Genomic DNA, 20,034 nt, shown 5'->3' with positions numbered 1-20,034 from the left:
TCACTATATTTTGCCACAAAAAACACCCCCGAAAGTTAGATTTATTACTCTAACTTTCGGGGGTCGGTACCTTTCTTAATAGAAGTCATACGCTTTTTTTGATAGGAGATAGAGTTTTAAAAATATTAGTATCTATTGACTTTGAAGAAAAAGTTAATTAAGGTTAAGTTAATTGAATAGGGAAAAATGGGTTGATTTAAAACATAAGCTTTTAAATCATTAAAAGGGAAGTCCGGTGCAAACCCGGCGCGGTCCCGCCACTGTAAATGGGAGTTTTCTATTAAAATACCACTGTCACCAGATGGGAAGGTAATAGAAAATGATGATCATGAGCCAGGAGACCTGCCTATTTTTTACGCCATTCAACCTACGCGGATAGGGAGGTGTGCTAGCGCATGATTTTTGTTAGGTTTACCTATACATAATGTCGCATAAGCATTGTATAACGCATACATCTCTTCAAACGGGGATGTATTTTTTTATGGTTTTTTTGCAAAAAATGTAAAAACTTGGAGGAATTTATCTATGAGTAAAACGTATTTTCAACGTATAGCGATTGTTTTTTCTGTTCTATTAATCATTAGTAATCTAGCATATATACAACCGCAAGTAGTAGATGCTGAAACAGTAGAAGATGCAGTTACTATTAGTGCATTAGATGAAAATGGGGAGGATGTACTTCCTTTAACAGCGATTGGGATTGAAGAGGGAGATACTGCTTTTGACGTGTTGGTAGAAGCAGGAGAGATACATGATTTAGAAGTACACTATGATGAATATGATTTTGGAAAGATGTTAACGGGGATAGGAGATGTTGTAAGTTCAGATCCCTTTTATTGGTCATTTAATGTTTACGGGATAGGTCCAGATGTTGGAGCTTCCTCCTATGAAGTATCAAATGGTGAACATTTATTTTTCACGCTAACAGAGAATTTTACTCCATCTGTTGATGTTACAGTATCAGCACATAATAAAGATGGTAACGCTGTTATTCCCGAAACAACAGTTACTTTAATGGAAGGCGCTACTGCTTATGATGCGTTATTTCAAGCAGCTAAGGAAAACAACGTAACGATAGATGCATCAATCGACAACCAGTACTTTACGTTTATCAATAATATTGCTGGAACAGAACTTGGAGAAGGCGACTATTGGAATATTGCGGTAGACGATCAAACATTAAGTGTTGGTATTGTGGCTCATCAGGTTCAGCCAGATGAACATGTACAGTTAACGGTTCAAACGTTTGATACTGGTGGAGAGGATTCAACTGGTGAAGGTGATATAGAAGAACCGAATGACCCTGAATCATCCACAGTAAGCTATGAAACAATTCAAAAAAGTATAAATGACATCATCACTTATACGAATGCAAATAATATCGATTTGACATACGGCAATGAATGGTGGGTATGGGGATTAGCAAATACAAATCAAGTGCTTCCCGAAACTTATGTAGCAAGTGTTAAGGATGAAGTGAAAGAAATAGATGGAGAATTTCGTAGCATTTTCGATTTAGAGAAAGTAATTATTGGGTTATCTGCTGCGGGGATCGATGCCACATCTGTTGAAGGCTATAATCTAGTAGAAAAACTAATAAACCATAAAAATTTTGAAAATCCATCTATCAATATGGCAATCTATGGCCTATTAGCACTTGATAGTGGTCAATATAAGGTTCCTACAGAAGATAAAAATCTACTAATTGATTTTATTCTTGATAATGAACAGGATGATGGCGGCTGGGCCCTTTTTGGTGATCGTCCTACTGCAGATATTACAGGGATGGTATTAACAGCATTAGCACCTTATCAAGATCGTCAAGATGTTAAACAAGCTATTGACCGAGCAGTAAATTATTTATCTACTGAGCAGGATGATACAAGTGGTTACTATGAAGAATTTAATGGTGGGGATACAAGTGAATCTGTCTCCCAAGTTATAACAGGTTTGACTTCAGTCGGAATAGATCCAACCAGTGATGCATTTACAAAGGATGGCGGAAATTTAGTCGAACATTTGTTGAAGTTCAAACAGGATGATGGTGGATTTAGTCATATTATAGATGACGAACAATCAATGGGAATGTCAACACAACAGGCATTGTTAGCGTTAATTGCCTACCAAAAACAACTAAATGATGGTGGGTTAGTTTATCAATTTCCGATAGCATCTGATGAGGATAACAGTGACACACCAGAAAATCCAAATAATCCTGTGGAACCAAGTAATCCGAGTGAGCCAGAAAATCCATCTAAACCAGATGAATCAGGAAACAAGGAAGAAAATGTAGAAAATCAGTCTGAAACAGAGTCTGAAACTGGTGCAAATTCAGGATCTAAAACAAATCAGCAGTCTAAACAAAATAGTAATATAACTAAATCTGAACCAACTATAGACCAAGTTACGGATACGAATAACAACGGAGACAAATTACCAAATACTGCAACAGACATATACAATCTACTGGGATTTGGAATGGTATTACTAGCTGGTGGTGTAATTCTGTTTATTGTTCAACGCCGAAAAAGAACCAACGCATAAATATATTGGGTAATCTATCACTAATAGATTACCCTCTATCCATGAAAGGAGGTTCACTATGTATACTCAGTTGAGAAATTCTCTTGTCATTATGATTGCTATTTTATTCATTATTTTTACGGTAGGATGTGCAAAAGATGACGTTACCCCACAAGCAGAAAAAGTAGATTCTTCATCGAAGCATAGTGAAGTAACAGATATCGACTTAGAAGAAAAAGATATACCAGACCACGAGAAATCCGATAAGAACAACTCAGAGAACGAAGAGAAAAAAGACTTAGAAGTTTCCAATGAAAATGATGAGACATCACAGGATAATAATGTTACCTCCGAATTTAATGATAAACAAACTACTGATTCTGATGAAATAAAAAATAACCAAGCCAATTCTATCGAAAAAAATGAATCTTCAAAGAAAGAGAATGCGAGTAAATCGGGAACTACCGAAAAGTCATCAACAAAAAAGGAACAAACCAATTCATCTAAAGAAAATAAAACAACAGATAACAATGATAAAAAATCGAATGATGAATCAAGTCAACCAAAGAAAACAGTTACCATTTCGATTACAACTCCCGGTGATGTGAAGGGAACGATATTACCTTCAACTCAAGTAGCGATGAAAGATGGCGATACTGTTCTCGATGTAACACAAAAAATAGCTAAAGAAAAAGGGATTCAACTAAGTGTTCGTGGGTCTAATGCAACAGCGTATATGGAAGGTATTGATAATCTCTATGAATTCGATGAAGGTCCTTTAAGCGGTTGGTTAATTCGCGTAGATGGTGTACTTATTGATCGAAGTACAGGAGATTATCCAGTTGAACCAGGTCAATCGATTCAATGGATTTATACAAAAAACTATCTGGAAAATGGGATCAATTAATGGTTAGGGGATTCAGGTCGTTCCACCCATTCGTTTTATTGGTTTATTATGTTTTTGTGATTACAAGCCTCATGCTTTATCAACATCCTTTTTTCCTTTTAACAGCAGTTTTCCTCCTTATTGGTTTTAATTACTTGCTTGATAAAGGGGAGCAATTAAAAAAGTGGGGATGGATGATTGTGATCATGTGTACCTTTATCCTCATTCTCACACCACTATTTAACCGAAGAGGAAATCATATTGAATTTTATTTATTTAATAACCCAATCATGCTGGAGGCAATGATACAAGGAGTTGTGATAGCGTTAACTCTAATCGGTATTATAATGATTTTCGTTACGTTCAACATGGTTATAACTGCGGATAAATTTTTATTTCTTTTTTCAAAGTGGCTTCCCAAATGGGCACTGCTTACCATGTTAGCGATGAGGTTTGTCCCCCTATTAAAAAGAAGATTACAGGATATTGAACAGGTTCAACAATCTAAAGGTATGTCCATTAAACATGGATCTATCAGGCAGCGTGCGAGAAATGGCATGTTACTAATGCAAATACTCTTAACATTCTCATTAGAAGAAGCTATACAAACTGCTGATTCCATGGCAGCTAGAGGCTATGGACTTCAAAAAAGAAGTAAGTACCAAGCCTATGCAATGCAAAAAAGAGACACCTTTGCACTGAGTTTTATAAGTGTTGCAACCGTTATTATCATTTTTGGATGGTGGCTTGGCGATGGTGTACTAATGCTTCTGCCTATACTAGAACCTCTATGGTTGTATGGCAGAGAATGGTTTTATTTTACGATTTGGTTGCTATTAATTGGATTTCCCATTTGGGCAGAAGGAAAGGAAGTAATGAAGTGGAAATTTTATCAGCAAAAGGTGTAAATTTCACCTATGCCGATGCATCAGAAAGTGTACTTAATGAAATAAATTTTACAATATATAAAGGCGATTTTGTTGTATTTTGTGGACCATCTGGTAGTGGGAAATCTACATTATTACGACTAATAAAAAAGGAAATTGCGCCATATGGCGATAAGCAGGGTACATTCTTTTATCAAAAGAAATCGATAGAGGAACATGATCCGTTGTATATTGCAAAGGAAATTGGCATGGTATTTCAAGATCCAGAAAATCAAATTGTGATGGACAATGTCATGGATGAACTATTATTTGGCATGGAAAACGTAGGATTTTCAACAACAGAAATGAGAAAGAAAGTAGCGGAAATGGTCCACTTCTTTGGACTAAACCATCTAGTAAATAAAAAGACAAGTGAATTATCGGGAGGGGAAAAGCAGTTAATTAATTTAGCCTCCATATTATTATTAAACCCAAAGCTCATTTTACTGGATGAACCCACTGCTCAACTTGATCCTATCGCTTCCAAGGAATTCATTCATTTCCTGCAGCGGATAAATGATGAATTTGGCATCACGATTATCATTGTCGAACATCGCTTAGAGGAGTTATTCGCTGTTTCAAACCGCGTCATGATGCTGGATAATGGAAAAATAACAGTGGATACAGAACCAAGGCATGCCGTTGGTAAATTACATCATAACATGCGGAACTTTTTACCAACCACAGCATTAGTCTATTTAGATTTTAATCCTGATATTTGTTTAGATGAGATACCCATTACTGTAAAAGAATCAAGACAATGGTTATTAAATCAGAAGATATCGGGTAAACAACTAGAACCAACAAGACTAGCAAAAGGAAATCCATTAGTAGAGTTAAAGGAAATTGATTACCAGTATACAAAACATACCCCACCAGTATTACAAAACTTATCCTTTACGGTTAATCATGGAGAATGGATGGCAATTGTAGGCGCAAATGGAACAGGGAAATCAACCTTACTAAAAATAATCGGAAATATATTGAAGCCCCAGCATGGTTACATAAAATTAAATGGGAAAAAAGTAAAGCAATTGGATCCTACAATAATCGGGTATTTGCCACAAAATCCAAAAGTCTATTTTTTACAGGATTCTCTAATCAAGGAATATAGACAGATTGTCCAGAAGCAGCCTAAAAAGGAAAAAGATATAGATTATCTGTTAGAAAAGTTTCAAATCCAGCATTTAAAAAATCGACACCCATATGATTTAAGTGGTGGAGAATTACAAAAGGCGGCATTAATAGGGATATTGTTAACTAACCCTTCATTACTACTGATTGATGAGCCGACAAAAGGAATGGATCCAGATTTTAAAGATGAGTTTGGCGAGTTAATTACGGACTTAGTAGAGGAAGGTTTAACGGTTATAATGGTCACACATGATATCGAATTTGCTGCGAAACATACGACAAAATGTAGTATGCTATTTCAAGGTAATATTACGGTGACAGAAAACACAAGGGAATTTTTCTTAGAAAATGCGTATTATACTACTGCTATAAGTCGAATTACACGTGATAGTCATGTTCCTTCTGCTGTGACATTAGAGGAGGCGAAGAAAACATGGCAAAATCAAAGTGGGTCTTAATCTGTATATCTTTCATTATCTTAGTGATTTTAATCGGATTTCCATTATGGAATACACGTCATTATATCTTATTAAGTTTTTTAATTATGATTGCTTCTTTTATGCCTTTTATGATTCGATTCTCCAAGCAAAAGATAACAAGTAGAGAATTAGTTATGTTAGCGATTTTGGGAGCAATTGCTGCAGTAAGCCGTGTTCCTTTCAGTGCTTTACCAAGTGTGCAACCAACTACATTTGTCGTGATCGTGGCAGCTATTGTGTTAGGTCCACAAAGTGGCTTTGTCATCGGAGTACTAGCAGCCATTGTTTCGAATTTATTTTTAGGACAAGGTCCATGGACCCCATGGCAAATGTATGCCTGGGGGATGATAGGACTGATAGCTGGTTCGTTGCGTTATACGTGGATCATGAAAAGCATGTTTGGTAGATGTGTTTATGGTTTGGTAATGGGATTTCTTTTTGGATGGTTCATGAATTTGTGGTTTATTATAGGCGTTATTCAAGAAGTAAACTGGAAGACGATTTTACTATATAATAGTACGAGCTTTTATTTCGATTTAGCACATGCATTATCAAATGTATTTTTTCTATTTCTTTTTAGTAAAGCTTGGATCAAAATATTAAATCGTTTTAAACGGAAGTATGGTTTATTTAACAAAATATAAAGTGTAATGAAAAGATGACTTTCTCTATGAGGAGGGTCATCTTTTAATTGTATAAATATGTGGATTTATAGGAAACTAACCGATAGACATTTTTTCTCATTACAATGTGACGGAAAGGATTTTGGTAATGGAAAGACGTTCCTATAAAAATGCCGTATTCTATGTTTCTGCAACTGTTATTTTACTATTAGTGCTTGTTGGTGCAATTATGCCTGTTCGATTTGGGGAAGTTGCAAACGCATTATTTAATTTTACAACCGTCAATTTTGGTTGGTTTTATTTAATAGCTGTATTCGTGTTTGTGCTCTTTTTAATTGGGCTATCGATTAGTAAATATGGTAAACTACGATTAGGCCCTGCCAAATCACGACCAGAGTATCCTTTCTTTACTTGGATTGGGATGCTTTTTTCGGCAGGATTTGGTGCAGGACTTGTATTTTGGGGTGTGGCTGAACCGATGAGTCACTTTTTTATTACACCATTCCCTGAAGTAGCACCACAATCAGAAGAAGCAGCCCGAGTAGCAATGCAATATTCCTTCTTTCACTGGGGTGTTAGTCAATGGTCAGTCTTTGCGATTGTTGGCTTAATTATTGCCTTTCTCCAATTTAGGCAGGATAAACGTGGTTTGATCTCCACAGCGATTGAACCAGTTGTCGGTTTGAATAAAGTGGTAGGCAATACAATTGATTCTTTAGCGGTTATTGCGACTGTTATGGGGGTTGCCACATCATTAGGTCTTGGAATCTTGCAAATGAATGGTGGATTAAAAAATGTTTTTGATATCCCAAATACTATTTGGATTCAAATGGCTATCGCTGGGATTATGCTTGTGACCTATTTAATTTCCTCAAGTACAGGCTTGAATAAAGGGATTAAATGGCTTAGTAATCTAAATTTAGGCCTTTGTCTTGTCTTACTTTTATTTGTCTTTTTCGCTGGTCCAACCGTTTTTATTTTAAATTCATTCGTATTAGGCCTAGGAGATTATTTAACAAATTTTGTGCAGTATAGTTTGCGTTTAACACCATATCAAGGTGGTACATGGGTACGTGATTGGACCATATTCTATTGGGCATGGGCCATCGCATGGTCTCCTTTTGTTGGTGCTTTTGTTGCACGTGTATCGAGAGGGAGAACCATTCGAGAATTTGTGTTCGGTGTATTGGTTGTTCCACCGGTTATTGCCTGCTTATGGATTGCGGTATTCGGCGGAACTGCCATTTTTAGTGATTTAAATCAGGGCACTGCTATCGCAGAAGCAGTTAATGAGGATGTTGCTGTGGCATTGTTTGAGACATATGGGGATCTTCCGTTATCTACCATATTGTCCTTATTGTCTATCCTATTGATCTATACATTTTTAGTGACATCTGCAGACTCTGCAACCTATATTTTAGGAAGTATGTCATCAAAAGGTAGTTTAAATCCTGCATTGTTTGTTAAAATTCTTTGGGGGATTCTTATTACCGCCATTGCGGTTGTGCTACTATTAGCTGGTGGGTTAGATGCATTACAAACAGCATCCCTCATTTCTGCATTGCCGTTCACGGTTATTTTGTTAATTATCGTTGTTGCCTTCTTACGGATGCTAAAAAAGGAACAAGCTAAAAAGGAACAGAAAAGTTAAATAACAGCCTTAACACACTTCGCTTTCACCACTTCGGCACAAGTGTTCAAACTCACGTTGCTTGTTTTAACAGTGTCTTCTTTGCCGCGGGTAGTTGTTGAGCCTCCTCAAGCTAACCGATCTGCTAGGTCCTATAAGTTGATTTATACAAATGAAAAAACTCCCCACTTACTCTACAAGCTAATTCTCCATTTATTGTAAGTGGGAGTTATTTAATCAAAATAACGATTAACGGTATAGATGGTTAAGCTATTCATGGTTACCATTAATCCGGAATAAAGAATAGTTGTTTCATGGATGATAAACCAACCTAATAAAATAACACTGGCATCAATAATCATCGTAATAATTCCAACATTCACACTTCTTGATGTGGATATCATTAATGCAAGCAGATCTGTTCCGCTGGTGCTTGTCCCTGTTAATAATAGTGTACTAACACCTATCCCAATAAATAGTCCGCCAGATAGGGAACTAATTAAAATAGGAGTTGATGTATTCCATGCTGCGATAGGATGAAATAAATCAATAAAAAAGGATGAAACCAATAAACCATGTAATGCATTGTAAAAATAAGTACGAAAACGAAGAAATGCAATAAAATATAATGGAATACTCAGCAAAATAATCATGAAACCTGGTTTTAGATCGAATGCGTATTTTGAGATTAGACCAAGGCCAATGATTCCACCATCAACAAGGTGATGTGGTACAACAAAATAATTCACACCGATTGCAATAAAGGTACTGCCAAACAGTATTGCAAAAAATCGTTTTATCATGTTAATGTCTCCTGTCTAACTTGTCCCTAATCCCGTTCTTAAAATAAATATGATAAAAGATCAATAAACATGAGGAAAGATTTTAACTTAAGATTTACCCTTTTTTTCATGAGAAAGATATGTAATAATAGTATTAATTATCTAACATTTATTTTGACGAATTCATTCCACTGACAAATAGAGAGGTTGACATATGATGGAATTAGAAAAGATGAAGCAGGCTAAAGATACATTGAACCAAGTCATTTTTGGGAAAGAAGATGTCATTGACTTATTGTTTGTTGCTTTATTGGCTGAAGGTCATATTTTGCTAGAAAGTGTGCCAGGCACAGGAAAAACAAAGCTAGCAAAAAGTTTTGCTCGTGTGATTGATGGAGAATATAGCCGAGTGCAATTTACACCAGATGTTCTTCCAAGTGATGTAACAGGAATTCGCTTTTTCAACCCAAAAACGCAGGAATTCCAAATGCGAGTTGGTCCAGTTGTAACCAATGTTTTTTTAGCAGATGAAATTAACCGAGCTACACCAAAAACACAATCAAGTCTATTAGAAGTCATGGAAGAGTACCAATCCACCATTGATGGAGAAACAGTTAAGTTAAACAGGCCATTTCTCGTCATTGCAACACAAAATCCTGTTGAAAGTAATTATGGTACGTTTCCATTACCAGAGGCACAGCTAGATCGTTTTCTGTTTAAAATTGATCTTGGTTATCCTTCAAAAGAGGAAGAAAAACGAATTTTACATACATATCGCACAAGGGATCCATTAGTAGACCTCAAGGCATCATTGACTTTAGAAGATATACAGTCCATTCAAGAGAATGTAAAGCAAGCTACGTTATCAAACATTGTATCCGATTATTTATTACAGCTTGTCCACCATTCAAGGGAGCATCGTGATGTTGAACTTGGTATTAGTCCAAGGGGTGCTCTTGCATTAATGCGTGCAGCACAAGCCCGTGCATTTATGGAAGAACGAAATTATGTTACCCCAGCAGATATTAAAACACTTATCCCATTTGTGTTTGAGCATCGACTCATATTAACGATGGATGGGGCTATTAAAAAAACACCGCAACAAGTAGTAGAAGAAATTTTAGCTGAAGTTCCTGTGCCAGTTGAAGAAGGGATGCCCTCTTCATGATGTGGCGTAAAGAATTTGGTTATGACTATACAAAAAATATGGACTATCTAGTAACAGCAATTGTCATTCTTGCTTTAATTGGTTTTATCATGCAACGTTCGATTCTTTTTATGGTCATTGGGCTGTTTGTTGCTTATTTACTATTAAATAAACTGTATAATCATACAATTGATAAAAGGCTGGAATTAAAAAACCCCCGCAAATCTATTCGGTTATTTGTAGATGAGAATAGTGTATTACCAGTTACATTAGAAAATCGATCCATTTTTCCAATGATAAATGGTCATTTACAATTTCGAATCGATCAAACGGTGGATGCTTTTGACTATGTCGTTGATCATGATAGGCATCGAAGTCAATTAAGGATCCCATTATCTATTATTGGAAAGCGAAAGACAACTATTGAAATTCCTATTCGTGCAACCAAAAGAGGAGTAGCTAGAATTCGAAACATTGAGTACACATTTCCTCATTTATTTCATTTTGATCATATTACCTTAAAATTTAACCCATTTTTTTATCTAGAGTTTGTCGTATTTCCAAAACCTAAACCAATTCAAGGAATAGAAGCAAGCTTTCAATTAACACCTGGTGCACAAAGAAGCCCATTTTCTCCATTTGAAGACACACAAAGCATGCTTGGCACAAGAGATTATCAATATAGTGATCCATTTCATCGTATCAATTGGAAAGCATCTGTTAAAACACAAGAATTGCAAACAAATGTATATGAAAATGTAGTCGACATGTCTTATGTTTTTCTCGTTAATGTAGGGACAAAAAACAGTTTTTCTTGGAATGAAGTAAGTAGCGACATGGAGGATAACATAGCATATACAGCCTATTTATGTCAGTATTTAACAGATAAAGGGTTTCCGTTTGAAATAGCAATAAACGCCAGAAAACCTGGTAAAGTACCTTATCTCCATTTACCAGAAGGGGAAGGGAAAACACACTATGTCCATGCGCTAGAAATGTTGGCACGTATCCATCAACAACCGATGATGATTCCTTTTCATCAAATGCTTCATCGTATAGGACACCAATTTTTAAAACCAAAAACCGTTGTATTAATTGGAGATATTCCAGAAGAGGCGATATCGACCCTCAAGTCTTGGGAACGGATGCAACATCATATTGTTCATATTGAAAGAATTGGTGATTCTGCTGCCATGAAACGATGGGGAAAGGATGCAATACAGCATGCAACCTAAACAAAGAATAATCCTATATGCTTATCATTATATGAGTGAGGCAATCCTTCTTTTTTTCGTAACATTACCGATTATGTACTTGAATTATAATTGGATACCATATTGGGGCTATATTGGAATCGCCATTCTTACGTGCATTGTGTTTTCGGTTTATACGTATGTAACGCGAAGTTATATGTGGTATATCTTCACTGCACCGCTCATTGGTATCTGTTTTTATTTAGTTGGATTTCCTTTATTTTTAACGGTTTTATTTGCTAGTGTATTAACGTGGCGGTATATGAATATTCGAAACGAAGATGATGTGAAACGAGAAAATATGTATCTTAAATTGACATTATTTCTTTCGATTGGATTAATGCTTTTTATTCCGGATATCGAAATTATCATCTTTGTTTTTATTCAGTTTTTGATTCTCATTTTTGGGTATATTAGTGGACACTTATCTGTCATACAGAAATCAGATCGTACCCAAATGAATTATTCTTTAGGACTTTTTATTGCGGCTATGTTTTTAGTTGGTGCGGTGTCCTTGTTATATACTTTTGATATAGCTCGTTTTGTCTTAACGAAAGTGTGGCAAGGAATAACCTATATATTAGGTATTGTTACTACCTTTATTGCTAACATCCTAGAGTCGATAGTGATTACATTTGAACCAATGGAACAAGATTCTTCACAGTCCATAATCGAACAGGGAGAAAGAATCTTTGAGAGTAGAGAAACAGGAGATACGCCGTTAATAGAAGTTATTATCCCCTATATCATCTGGGGAATTATCCTAGTGATTGCGGCAGTAGTGCTATATCTAATTGCAAGACAATGGAAAAGAAAATTTGCAGTAACACCTGGTCAAGTCCAAGATAATCATGTTAGCTACGAACAGTTGGATCAAGTTAAAAAAGAGAAGGACCATTTTCTGAAACGGATATTTCGAAACTATAAACAACGTCCAACTCATCCTGTCCGCAAAATGGTGTATCAGTTAGAGCATCGTCTTGCAGATAGTCCATTTGCTCGTAAACCATCTGAAACAGTAGAGGAGTGGGTTAAACGGATCGGTATTGATTCGGAACTAGATGTGTATCAAAAGGTGAGGTATGGGGAGCTAGAAGTAAAAGATGAAGAAGTGCGACAGCTACAGGAAGTTATGAGCAAGATTAAGACAACATTAAAGGATTCATAAGTTAATTGGTAATGAGAATTCTAATTAGAAAGTAGTAGGAGGATGAGAATAACACTGGAAATCGAAATAAGGAATGAACTGATGACATAAAAGATGGCACTACGGAATTCCTCGTTAATGAGTAATTGGAGTGTTTCATGACCGAATGTGGAAAAAGTCGTATAGGCACCACAAAAGCCAATCCCAAAAACAAACCAAAGCTCAGAGGGGAGTATGTCGATTCTATAATAATGAAGAAGAAATGCTAACATGATGGATCCACTAACATTTGCAATCCAGGTACCAATTAATCGCTTATTAAATTTGATGGCAATATACCCTCGAAGGATACTGCCAACAAATCCTCCTAGGGCAACATATAAAAAGCTCATTTTCTAAAACCTCTTCCTGTTAGCTAATGTATAACCTAGCAAACTAAAAAGTAAACCAGCAATGACACTGATCAACACATAGGCAATTGCTAAAAGTTCAGATGTGTCCCAAAGTTGTATGGTCTCTACAGAAAAGGTAGAAAATGTTGTAAAGGAGCCAATGACTCCTGTTCCTAACGCCATAAAAAGCTCCGGTGACAGCTTTTGTTTTATAGTTGGATGGTTCAGTAATAGACTAAGAAGAAAACACCCGATTAGGTTAGCAACTATCGTTCCATATGGAAAAATCGCTGCATTGGCAAATAAAAGGGACAGGCTATACCGGCCAATAGCACCAATCATACCACCTATACCTATAAGGATATACGCTTTTTGTGTCATGCGGTTTTACATGCTGGGCATAAGCCATATACTTCAAACTTGTGATCTTCTATTGTGTAATTAGAAAGAGCATTTATTACATCATCCATTGGACATACAGCGATTTCCTTTGTTTTCCCACAATCTTTACAGATGAAATGGTGATGATGGTGTTTCGTACAATTCATCCGAAAATGCTTTTCGCCATTTAGTTCAGTCGCTTCTAAAATGCCTACATCATGATATAGATGTAGGTTTCGGTAGATTGTATCATAGCTAATCCCTTCATAATTATTCTCCATAAAACGGGTAAGATCCTTTGCAGTTCGATATCCATCTGCTTCTTCAAAAAACCAAAGAATATCTTTTCGTTTACCAGTTGCTTTATAGCCTTTTTGTTTTAATAGATCGATTGCTTCATCCCTATTCATTTACGATCCCTCTTTCTTTGTGTTCGAAACGTTATCCGTTTTACACTAATAGAAAGTAATAAAATGATAATGGCTACCATCACAATTGTACCCCCAGGTGGGATACTGAAATAATAACCACTTATTAATCCTATAATAACAGCAATTTCGCCAAATGCAATGGAGAAACCGATCATTTGTTTAAATCCTTTGGCAATTCGCATACTTGCAGCCACAGGCAATGTCATTAATGCAGATACGAGGAGCACACCAACAATGCGAATGGATACTGCGATTACTAAAGCAGTCAAGACAATAAATAGTAAGTGAATCCATTTTGCATGGATCCCTGATACAGTTGCATGTTCTTCATCAAAGGACAAGGAAAATAATTCTTTATAAAACAGGGTAATTACAATCATGATGACGATAGAAATTCCAGTAATCATTAGAAAGTCATTTTTGCTAACGGCCGAAACAGAACCAAATAAATAGTTAAATAAGTCTGTGTTGAACCCATCTGCTAGAGAGATAAAGATAACACTTAAACCTACACCTCCCGATAAAATAATCGGTATAGCTAATTCTTGATAGGCTTGATAGACACGTCGTAGCTTTTCAATAAAAATAGAACCCATAACAGAAAAAGCCATCCCACTATATAAAGGGGAGAGTGTTACCATATATTTCTTTTCTAATAATAAACCAAATGCAATACCAGCTAATGTGACATGTGATAAGGCGTCGGCAATTAAAGATAAACGTCTAACAATAATAAACGTACCTAGTAGTGGTGCAATAATTCCAACTATTATTCCTGTTAAGAATGTATTGCGTAAAAAGTCAAATTGTATGATATCTGCTAACATCGTGTTTCCTCCAACTGTTAATGTTCATGTGTGACGAGATTGACAGGGTGCCCGTAAAATTTAGAAAGTTCTGTTTCACTTAACGAACAATAAGCTTCTGGATCCCCATGAAAATGTAGAGTTTGGTTTAAGCAAACAATATCTGTCGCGTACTCGGTCATTGTTCCTGTATCATGCGTAACAAGTAATAACGTTATATTTTTTTTCGTATTTAAATCATGCAATAACTCATAAAATCGTTGTACATTTTCATAGTCCACCCCGACTGTTGGTTCGTCCAATATTAGTAATTCAGGTTCACTAACGAGTGATCGTGCAATAAAGACTCGTTGTTGTTGTCCACCAGATAAATTACCAATATTTTCATAGGTATATTCTTTCATCCCAACTTGATCGATTGCATGTAGGACTTTTTGTTTATGCCTCTTCGTTGGAAATTTGAAATAGCCAATTTTAGCAGTTAAGCCCATGGAAACAACTTCATAAACAGTTGCAGGGAAGCCTTTGTTAAAGGAGTTAGACTTTTGGGAGACAAAGCCAATTTTGTTCCATGCTTTAAATTTATGGATTGGTTCACCAAACAGAAAAATGTCTCCTTTATCTGGCTTAAGCAGCCCTAAAATTAATTTTATTAGAGTCGTTTTCCCACCGCCGTTTGGTCCAACAAGTCCCATAAATGCACCACGGGGAATCTCAAAATTAATATTCTTTAACACATCTTTATTCTCATAATGAAAACTAACATCTTTCATCGTAATCATAGGTGACAGTCACTCCTTGAAATTTGTCTTTAATTAGTTACTTGGTCAAGGACGGCTAGGTTATCATACATAAGGGATAGATAATCGTTACCTTCTTTTATATCTTCTTCAGTTAGTACAGCTAAGTTATGAATTTGCATTGCCTTTGCATCGATGTGATCTTGGATAATCTCAGAAACACGATTAGAGCTGTTTTGCTCGAAAATAATATAATTTAAATTATATTGTTCAGCTTGTTCAATGATTTTTGTTAGATCCTTTTGGGATGGCTCACTACTAGAAGAAAGTCCGTTGATGGCAATTTGCTTTAAACCATATCGTTTTTCCCAATACCCATAAGCTGCATGAGAAACTAGAATATTTTTATTTTCCTTCGTTTGGAATATTTGTTTATATTCTTCGTCTAACTTCTCTAAATCATCCTGTAATTGAAGATGATTTTCTGTATATGTTGCTTCACCGGCAGGATTGATTTCCATTAATGTCTCTTTTAAAATACTAGCCATTTCCATCATTCGAATCGGATCTAACCAAATATGCGGATCGTGATCACCATGGTTATGTCCATCATGTGCATCATGCTTGTGTTCATTTTCTTCTTTATGTGTGTTGTTTTCTTCCATATGGAAAAGGTCATCAAATTTCCCAAGTTCAATAAATACTAAGTCTTGTTCAGCTAAGGCCTCAGCAGCAGTTTCCGCAAAACCTTCTAGTCCCTCCCCTAAATAGATGAAAGCATCGCCTTTTGCAATATCCGTCATTTCTTTTGATGTAGGTTCATACGTATGCGCGTCGACACCAGGTGGATATACCGATTCGACCTGAACTGTATTACCGCCAATTCGTTCTATTATATATTGGATCGGGTAGACCGACGTGTGAATTATTATCGTATCATTGGCTGATTCTTTATTATCTGATGTACAACCAAACATAGTTAACGAAAGGATAATAACGATTAAAATAGCTTGCATTAATTTCATGATAGCGTTCCTTTCTATTATCAATAAGTAATCTTCATTCATATTATCGTAATGATTACGATTTGTAAATAGAAATGATTACGATCCCTATATGTTGAAATTTGTCCACATTTTTACACCCAAAAGATTGGATTATTCGATATTATAATAGAAGAAAATCACAAGAAGGGGTACAAAAAATGAAAAGATATATTTTCTTATTTAGTCTATTGGTTGTTGCACTTGTAGCCTGTTCGAATGAGCAAGAGAATACAGAACATAATTCTACTGATCATGTCATTGATGAATCATTAGAAGGCCTTTCCTATAATATAGATGGAGAAGCATGGTCCCCAATGATGGTTCAATTCTTTCAAGAAGTAGATAACCCTCGAGTTGAAAACGCTTATGAGCTAGCTATACAGTATGCAGATGTTCTAGACTATATGCCATGTTATTGTGGTTGTTATGAGAGTGATGGTCATGAAAACAATACCCATTGTTTTGTTGATCAATTTGAAGGAAATATCGCAACATTAGATAGTATGGGATTCGGTTGTGGGATATGTATTGAAATCGCTGAGACTGCTGTAGCAAAATATGAAGAAGGAGAATCCTTGATTGATATAAGAAACTTTATTGATGAAATATATAGTGGTAATGATATTGATCCAACACCAACCCCAATGCCTGAAATATAGAAAAATCATTAGATAAAAACTGGCATGGATTGTGCCAGTTTTTTCTCATCACTCCAGCCAGGAAATTATAAGAAATTTTTGGAGCGAAGGACAGTCGACTCCTGTAGGAATAGCACGCGTCCGAAGACCCCGCAAGAAGCGCTTTTTGCTTCTGAGTAAGCTGAGGCCGTGCCTGCGGTAAAGAAGGCACTGTGAAAACGACAAAAGAGAGTTTGAACAGATGTCGCACTTATGCCCGTGGTGAAAGCAGCTGTCCGTAGCGGAAATCAACAGCACTATTTACTTTGCATCATACATCAACTAGAAGATTTATACTTGTAAGAGCAACAAACTTTTAGAAAACAGCCTATGTTTTCAAAGCCAATCAATTATTAAAAATTACAATTAATTAATTTTTTATTATTTTTTATTGCGAAATGTCAGAAATTATTTTATAGTAGAATATAGATAGTAAATATGATGGAATGACTTGGAAAGATAAAATTTTAGTGTGAAAGAGGATATGCTAAAGTTTTGAAACCAAGGTAGGTGTAATGCTTAACAGCGTTAGCACTTGTACTTGGCAATAGCCAAGTTTTCTTTATCACGTAAAATGAATGAGTATTCATTCAAAAAAGGATAGGGGGATAAATATGAAGCAGACTATCAAGCGCGCGGCTGTATTAGGTTCTGGTGTGATGGGGTCTGGTATTGCTGCTCACTTGGCAAACGTTGGTATACCGACATTAATGCTTGACATTGTACCACGGGAGCTAACGAAAGAAGAAGCTAAAAAGGGGTTAACCTTGGATGACCCGGTAGTACGAAACCGCATTGCATCGGAAAGTAAAAAAGCGCTATTAAAACAAAAACCATCGCCAATTACAACAAAGAAAAGCCTTGATTTAATCGAAGTCGGTAATATGGAAGATGATATGGAAAAATTGAAAGATGTGGATTGGATCATTGAGGTTGTTGTAGAAAACCTATCCATTAAGAAGAAAGTATTTGCTAATGTGGATCAATACCGACAACCTGGTACGATTGTTAGTTCAAATACATCTGGGATATCAGTAGAAGAAATGGCTGCAGACTGTTCAGAGGATTTCCGTAAGCATTTTCTTGGTACACACTTTTTTAATCCACCACGCTACTTAAAATTGTTGGAGGTTATTCCTACAAAGGATACAGATCCTGATGTGTTGGCATTTATGAAAACATTTGCTGAAGATGTGTTAGGTAAAGGTGTAGTAGAAGCAAAAGATACACCAAACTTTATTGCAAATCGAATTGGTACGTACGGCTTATTGGTCACCGTGAGAGAAATGTTAAATGGTGGTTATAGTGTAGGGGAGGTAGATTCTGTAACAGGACCAATGATTGGGCGTCCAAAGAGTGCAACTTTCCGTACATTAGATGTAGTTGGATTAGATACATTTATTCATGTTGCCAAAAATGTCTATGATCAAGTAGAAGGAAACGAAAAAGAAATATTTGCTATTCCATCATTCATGGAGAAGATGCAAGAAAACGGTTGGCTTGGTGCTAAAAGTGGCCAAGGATTTTTCTTGAAGAAAAAAGGAAAAGATGGTAGCAGTAGCACGATATATGAGTTGAATCCTGAGACATTTGAATATGAGGACCGTAAAAAGTTAAAAACACCAGCAGTGGAGATGGTCAAACAGGAAAAAGGTTCCCATCGTAAATTGAAAGCGCTTGTATCTGCTAAAGGTGATCGTGCAGGAGATCTTATTTGGTCTATTTTAAAACCGACATTACTTTATTCAGCAGAACTTGTTGGTGAGATTGCTGATGATATTGTCTCCATTGATGATGCGATGAAATGGGGGTTCGGCTGGGAAATAGGTCCATTTGAAACATGGGATGCAATCGGATTAGCAAAAAGTGTAGAACGGATGCAAAAAGAAGGGGAAAGTATTCCAGAATGGATCCAAACGATGATCGATAATGGTTATGAGTCGTTTTACAAATCAGATAAAGGTAATGTTTATTACTATGATCAAGGCGAATATAAACAACAACAATTTAATCCAAAAGAGATTAATATCAAGCGATTAAAAGATGCTAAAGGGGTCATTAAAAAGAATACGGGTGCTAGTTTAATAGACTTAGGAGATGGGGTCGCAGGTTTAGAATTCCACTCACAAAGTAATGCAATTGGACTTGATATTATTCAAATGGTTAACTTTGCAATCGGAGAAGTAGATAAGAATTTTGAAGGACTTGTCATTGGAAACCAAGGGAAAAACTTCTGTGTCGGTGCTAACCTTGGCATGATGCTTATGGAAGCACAGGATGCTAACTTTTTTGAATTAGATATGGTTGTACGCCAATTTCAAAACATGGCAATGAATATTAAATATTCACCAAAACCTGTAGTGACAGCACCATTTAATATGACATTAGGTGGTGGTGCGGAAGTTTCCTTACCAGCAGCTGCCATTCAAGCATCACCTGAAACATACATGGGTCTTGTTGAATTTGGTGTCGGATTAATTCCAGGTGGTGGTGGAACGAAGGAACTTTACTTAAAGGAACTTCGCAATCTGCCTAAAGGAGTAGATATTGATTTAACGAAAATTGCAAATGATGTCTTTGAAAAAGTAGCGATGGCAAAAGTGTCAACATCAGCTGCTGAAGCAAGGGAAAATGGCTTCTTAGATCAAAAAGATAGTATCAGTGCAAATCCAGATCATTTGCTGCATGATGCGAAGCAAAAGGTACTTGCATTACAAAATGCTGGATACCGTACACCAAGAAGAGAGAAAATCCCAGTCGTAGGAGACCCTGGCTATGCTGCTATGGTACTTGGAGCAAAGTCACTACAATTTAGTGGGTATGCATCAGATCATGATGTGAAAATTGCTGAAAAATTAGCCTATGTCTTATCAGGTGGCCGGATTAAAGAAGGAACCTTAATTGATGAACAGGTAATGCTAGATTTAGAACGTGAAGCCTTTTTAAGTTTAATAGGAGAACCAAAAACACAAGAAAGAATGCAACACATGTTACTGAAAGGAAAGCCATTACGGAACTAATTTGAAAGAGG

Annotated in this window: 18 protein-coding genes and 1 riboswitch; of the genes, 11 read left to right on the top strand and 7 right to left on the bottom strand. The window is 36.2% G+C overall.

Translation table 11 applies throughout. From position 1 onward, the window contains the following. Positions 1-171 precede the first annotated feature (171 nt). Positions 172-364, top strand: a riboswitch (cobalamin riboswitch). Between the two features lie 161 nt (positions 365-525). The 6 genes from GHC26_RS12490 (at position 526) to GHC26_RS12465 (ending at position 8,222) form a co-directional block, all read left to right on the top strand. Next, entirely contained in the window at positions 526-2,544 is a 2,019-nt protein-coding gene (locus tag GHC26_RS12490) for a DUF4430 domain-containing protein (protein WP_163971601.1), read from the top strand. Positions 2,545-2,602: 58 nt separating this feature from the next. Continuing rightward, the gene (locus GHC26_RS12485; protein ID WP_163971600.1) at positions 2,603-3,430 is read left to right on the top strand and encodes a DUF4430 domain-containing protein; all 828 of its coding nucleotides are present in this window, start codon (positions 2,603-2,605) and stop codon (positions 3,428-3,430) included. After that, the gene (locus tag GHC26_RS12480) at positions 3,388-4,317 is read left to right on the top strand and encodes an energy-coupling factor transporter transmembrane component T (RefSeq protein WP_226376937.1); all 930 of its coding nucleotides are present in this window, start codon (positions 3,388-3,390) and stop codon (positions 4,315-4,317) included. The genes GHC26_RS12485 and GHC26_RS12480 overlap by 43 nt, the downstream gene beginning before the upstream one ends. Further along, the gene (locus GHC26_RS12475) at positions 4,290-5,927 is read left to right on the top strand and encodes an ABC transporter ATP-binding protein (RefSeq protein WP_163971599.1); all 1,638 of its coding nucleotides are present in this window, start codon (positions 4,290-4,292) and stop codon (positions 5,925-5,927) included. Before GHC26_RS12480 ends, GHC26_RS12475 begins: the two co-directional genes overlap by 28 nt. Next, positions 5,903-6,592: an ECF transporter S component gene (locus GHC26_RS12470; RefSeq protein ID WP_163971598.1), complete on the top strand. Its 690-nt coding sequence runs from the start codon at positions 5,903-5,905 to the stop codon at positions 6,590-6,592. The genes GHC26_RS12475 and GHC26_RS12470 overlap by 25 nt, the downstream gene beginning before the upstream one ends. A gap of 127 nt (positions 6,593-6,719) precedes the next feature. After that, positions 6,720-8,222, top strand: a complete 1,503-nt coding sequence (locus GHC26_RS12465) for a BCCT family transporter (protein WP_163971597.1) — start codon at positions 6,720-6,722, stop codon at positions 8,220-8,222. 212 nt (positions 8,223-8,434) lie between these two features. On the opposite strand, the gene GHC26_RS12460 is transcribed toward GHC26_RS12465, so the two are convergent. Beyond that, positions 8,435-9,004, bottom strand: a complete 570-nt coding sequence (locus GHC26_RS12460) for a YitT family protein (RefSeq protein ID WP_163971596.1) — start codon at positions 9,002-9,004, stop codon at positions 8,435-8,437. A 193-nt stretch (positions 9,005-9,197) separates the two neighbouring features. Between GHC26_RS12460 and GHC26_RS12455 the strand changes: the two genes are divergently transcribed. From GHC26_RS12455 to GHC26_RS12445, 3 genes are read left to right on the top strand one after another with little or no spacing between them, the layout of a single operon-like run. Continuing rightward, positions 9,198-10,151 carry an AAA family ATPase gene (locus tag GHC26_RS12455; RefSeq protein ID WP_163971595.1) on the top strand — a complete coding sequence of 318 codons (954 nt, stop codon included), beginning with the start codon at positions 9,198-9,200 and terminating at the stop codon, positions 10,149-10,151. Then, complete coding sequence (locus GHC26_RS12450; protein WP_163971594.1) at positions 10,148-11,365, top strand: DUF58 domain-containing protein; 1,218 nt, start codon at positions 10,148-10,150, stop codon at positions 11,363-11,365. Before GHC26_RS12455 ends, GHC26_RS12450 begins: the two co-directional genes overlap by 4 nt. Beyond that, a complete protein-coding gene (locus tag GHC26_RS12445) occupies positions 11,355-12,551 on the top strand; it encodes a DUF4129 domain-containing protein (RefSeq protein WP_163971593.1) in 1,197 nt (398 codons plus the stop codon). The genes GHC26_RS12450 and GHC26_RS12445 overlap by 11 nt, the downstream gene beginning before the upstream one ends. 20 nt (positions 12,552-12,571) lie before the next feature. Here GHC26_RS12445 and GHC26_RS12440 read toward each other — a convergent pair whose 3' ends face one another. The 6 genes from GHC26_RS12440 to GHC26_RS12415 are packed head-to-tail and all read right to left on the bottom strand — an operon-like array spanning position 12,572 to position 16,305. Further along, entirely contained in the window at positions 12,572-12,922 is a 351-nt protein-coding gene (locus tag GHC26_RS12440; protein ID WP_163971592.1) for a fluoride efflux transporter FluC, read from the bottom strand. Positions 12,923-12,925: 3 nt separating this feature from the next. Beyond that, a complete protein-coding gene (gene crcB / locus GHC26_RS12435; RefSeq protein ID WP_163971591.1) occupies positions 12,926-13,303 on the bottom strand; it encodes a fluoride efflux transporter CrcB in 378 nt (125 codons plus the stop codon). After that, a complete protein-coding gene (locus tag GHC26_RS12430) occupies positions 13,300-13,713 on the bottom strand; it encodes a Fur family transcriptional regulator (RefSeq protein WP_163971590.1) in 414 nt (137 codons plus the stop codon). Before GHC26_RS12430 ends, crcB begins: the two co-directional genes overlap by 4 nt. Further along, complete coding sequence (locus tag GHC26_RS12425; protein ID WP_163971589.1) at positions 13,710-14,561, bottom strand: metal ABC transporter permease; 852 nt, start codon at positions 14,559-14,561, stop codon at positions 13,710-13,712. The genes GHC26_RS12430 and GHC26_RS12425 overlap by 4 nt, the downstream gene beginning before the upstream one ends. 17 nt (positions 14,562-14,578) lie before the next feature. Further along, positions 14,579-15,322, bottom strand: coding sequence for a metal ABC transporter ATP-binding protein (locus tag GHC26_RS12420; protein WP_163971588.1), 744 nt, complete (start codon positions 15,320-15,322; stop codon positions 14,579-14,581). Between the two features lie 29 nt (positions 15,323-15,351). After that, entirely contained in the window at positions 15,352-16,305 is a 954-nt protein-coding gene (locus tag GHC26_RS12415) for a metal ABC transporter solute-binding protein, Zn/Mn family (protein WP_163971587.1), read from the bottom strand. A 179-nt stretch (positions 16,306-16,484) separates the two neighbouring features. On the opposite strand from GHC26_RS12415, the gene GHC26_RS12410 reads away from it, so the two are divergent. Next, a complete protein-coding gene (locus GHC26_RS12410) occupies positions 16,485-16,985 on the top strand; it encodes a PCYCGC motif-containing (lipo)protein (protein ID WP_163971586.1) in 501 nt (166 codons plus the stop codon). Positions 16,986-17,617: 632 nt separating this feature from the next. Continuing rightward, positions 17,618-20,023 carry a 3-hydroxyacyl-CoA dehydrogenase/enoyl-CoA hydratase family protein gene (locus GHC26_RS12405; protein ID WP_163971585.1) on the top strand — a complete coding sequence of 802 codons (2,406 nt, stop codon included), beginning with the start codon at positions 17,618-17,620 and terminating at the stop codon, positions 20,021-20,023. Positions 20,024-20,034: the final 11 nt, after the last annotated feature.

Source organism: Oceanobacillus halotolerans (assembly GCF_010993955.1).
In the GTDB taxonomy this organism is placed as follows: Bacteria; Bacillota; Bacilli; order Bacillales; family Amphibacillaceae; genus Oceanibacillus_A; species Oceanibacillus_A halotolerans.
The sequence above is the reverse complement of the archived record's forward strand: the minus strand, read 5'-3'. Positions and strand labels throughout refer to the sequence as shown.

Coding starts and splice junctions, on each gene's coding strand:
- GHC26_RS12420 (WP_163971588.1), bottom strand. CDS start 15,322: ATGATTACGATGAAAGATGTTAGTTTTCATTATGAGAATAAAGATGTG.
- GHC26_RS12485 (WP_163971600.1), top strand. CDS start 2,603: ATGTATACTCAGTTGAGAAATTCTCTTGTCATTATGATTGCTATTTTA.
- GHC26_RS12405 (WP_163971585.1), top strand. CDS start 17,618: ATGAAGCAGACTATCAAGCGCGCGGCTGTATTAGGTTCTGGTGTGATG.
- GHC26_RS12445 (WP_163971593.1), top strand. CDS start 11,355: ATGCAACCTAAACAAAGAATAATCCTATATGCTTATCATTATATGAGT.
- GHC26_RS12465 (WP_163971597.1), top strand. CDS start 6,720: ATGGAAAGACGTTCCTATAAAAATGCCGTATTCTATGTTTCTGCAACT.
- GHC26_RS12410 (WP_163971586.1), top strand. CDS start 16,485: ATGAAAAGATATATTTTCTTATTTAGTCTATTGGTTGTTGCACTTGTA.
- GHC26_RS12490 (WP_163971601.1), top strand. CDS start 526: ATGAGTAAAACGTATTTTCAACGTATAGCGATTGTTTTTTCTGTTCTA.
- GHC26_RS12470 (WP_163971598.1), top strand. CDS start 5,903: ATGGCAAAATCAAAGTGGGTCTTAATCTGTATATCTTTCATTATCTTA.
- GHC26_RS12455 (WP_163971595.1), top strand. CDS start 9,198: ATGATGGAATTAGAAAAGATGAAGCAGGCTAAAGATACATTGAACCAA.
- GHC26_RS12430 (WP_163971590.1), bottom strand. CDS start 13,713: ATGAATAGGGATGAAGCAATCGATCTATTAAAACAAAAAGGCTATAAA.
- GHC26_RS12425 (WP_163971589.1), bottom strand. CDS start 14,561: ATGTTAGCAGATATCATACAATTTGACTTTTTACGCAATACATTCTTA.
- GHC26_RS12480 (WP_226376937.1), top strand. CDS start 3,388: ATGGATTTATACAAAAAACTATCTGGAAAATGGGATCAATTAATGGTT.
- GHC26_RS12440 (WP_163971592.1), bottom strand. CDS start 12,922: ATGAGCTTTTTATATGTTGCCCTAGGAGGATTTGTTGGCAGTATCCTT.
- crcB (WP_163971591.1), bottom strand. CDS start 13,303: ATGACACAAAAAGCGTATATCCTTATAGGTATAGGTGGTATGATTGGT.
- GHC26_RS12450 (WP_163971594.1), top strand. CDS start 10,148: ATGATGTGGCGTAAAGAATTTGGTTATGACTATACAAAAAATATGGAC.
- GHC26_RS12415 (WP_163971587.1), bottom strand. CDS start 16,305: ATGAAATTAATGCAAGCTATTTTAATCGTTATTATCCTTTCGTTAACT.
- GHC26_RS12460 (WP_163971596.1), bottom strand. CDS start 9,004: ATGATAAAACGATTTTTTGCAATACTGTTTGGCAGTACCTTTATTGCA.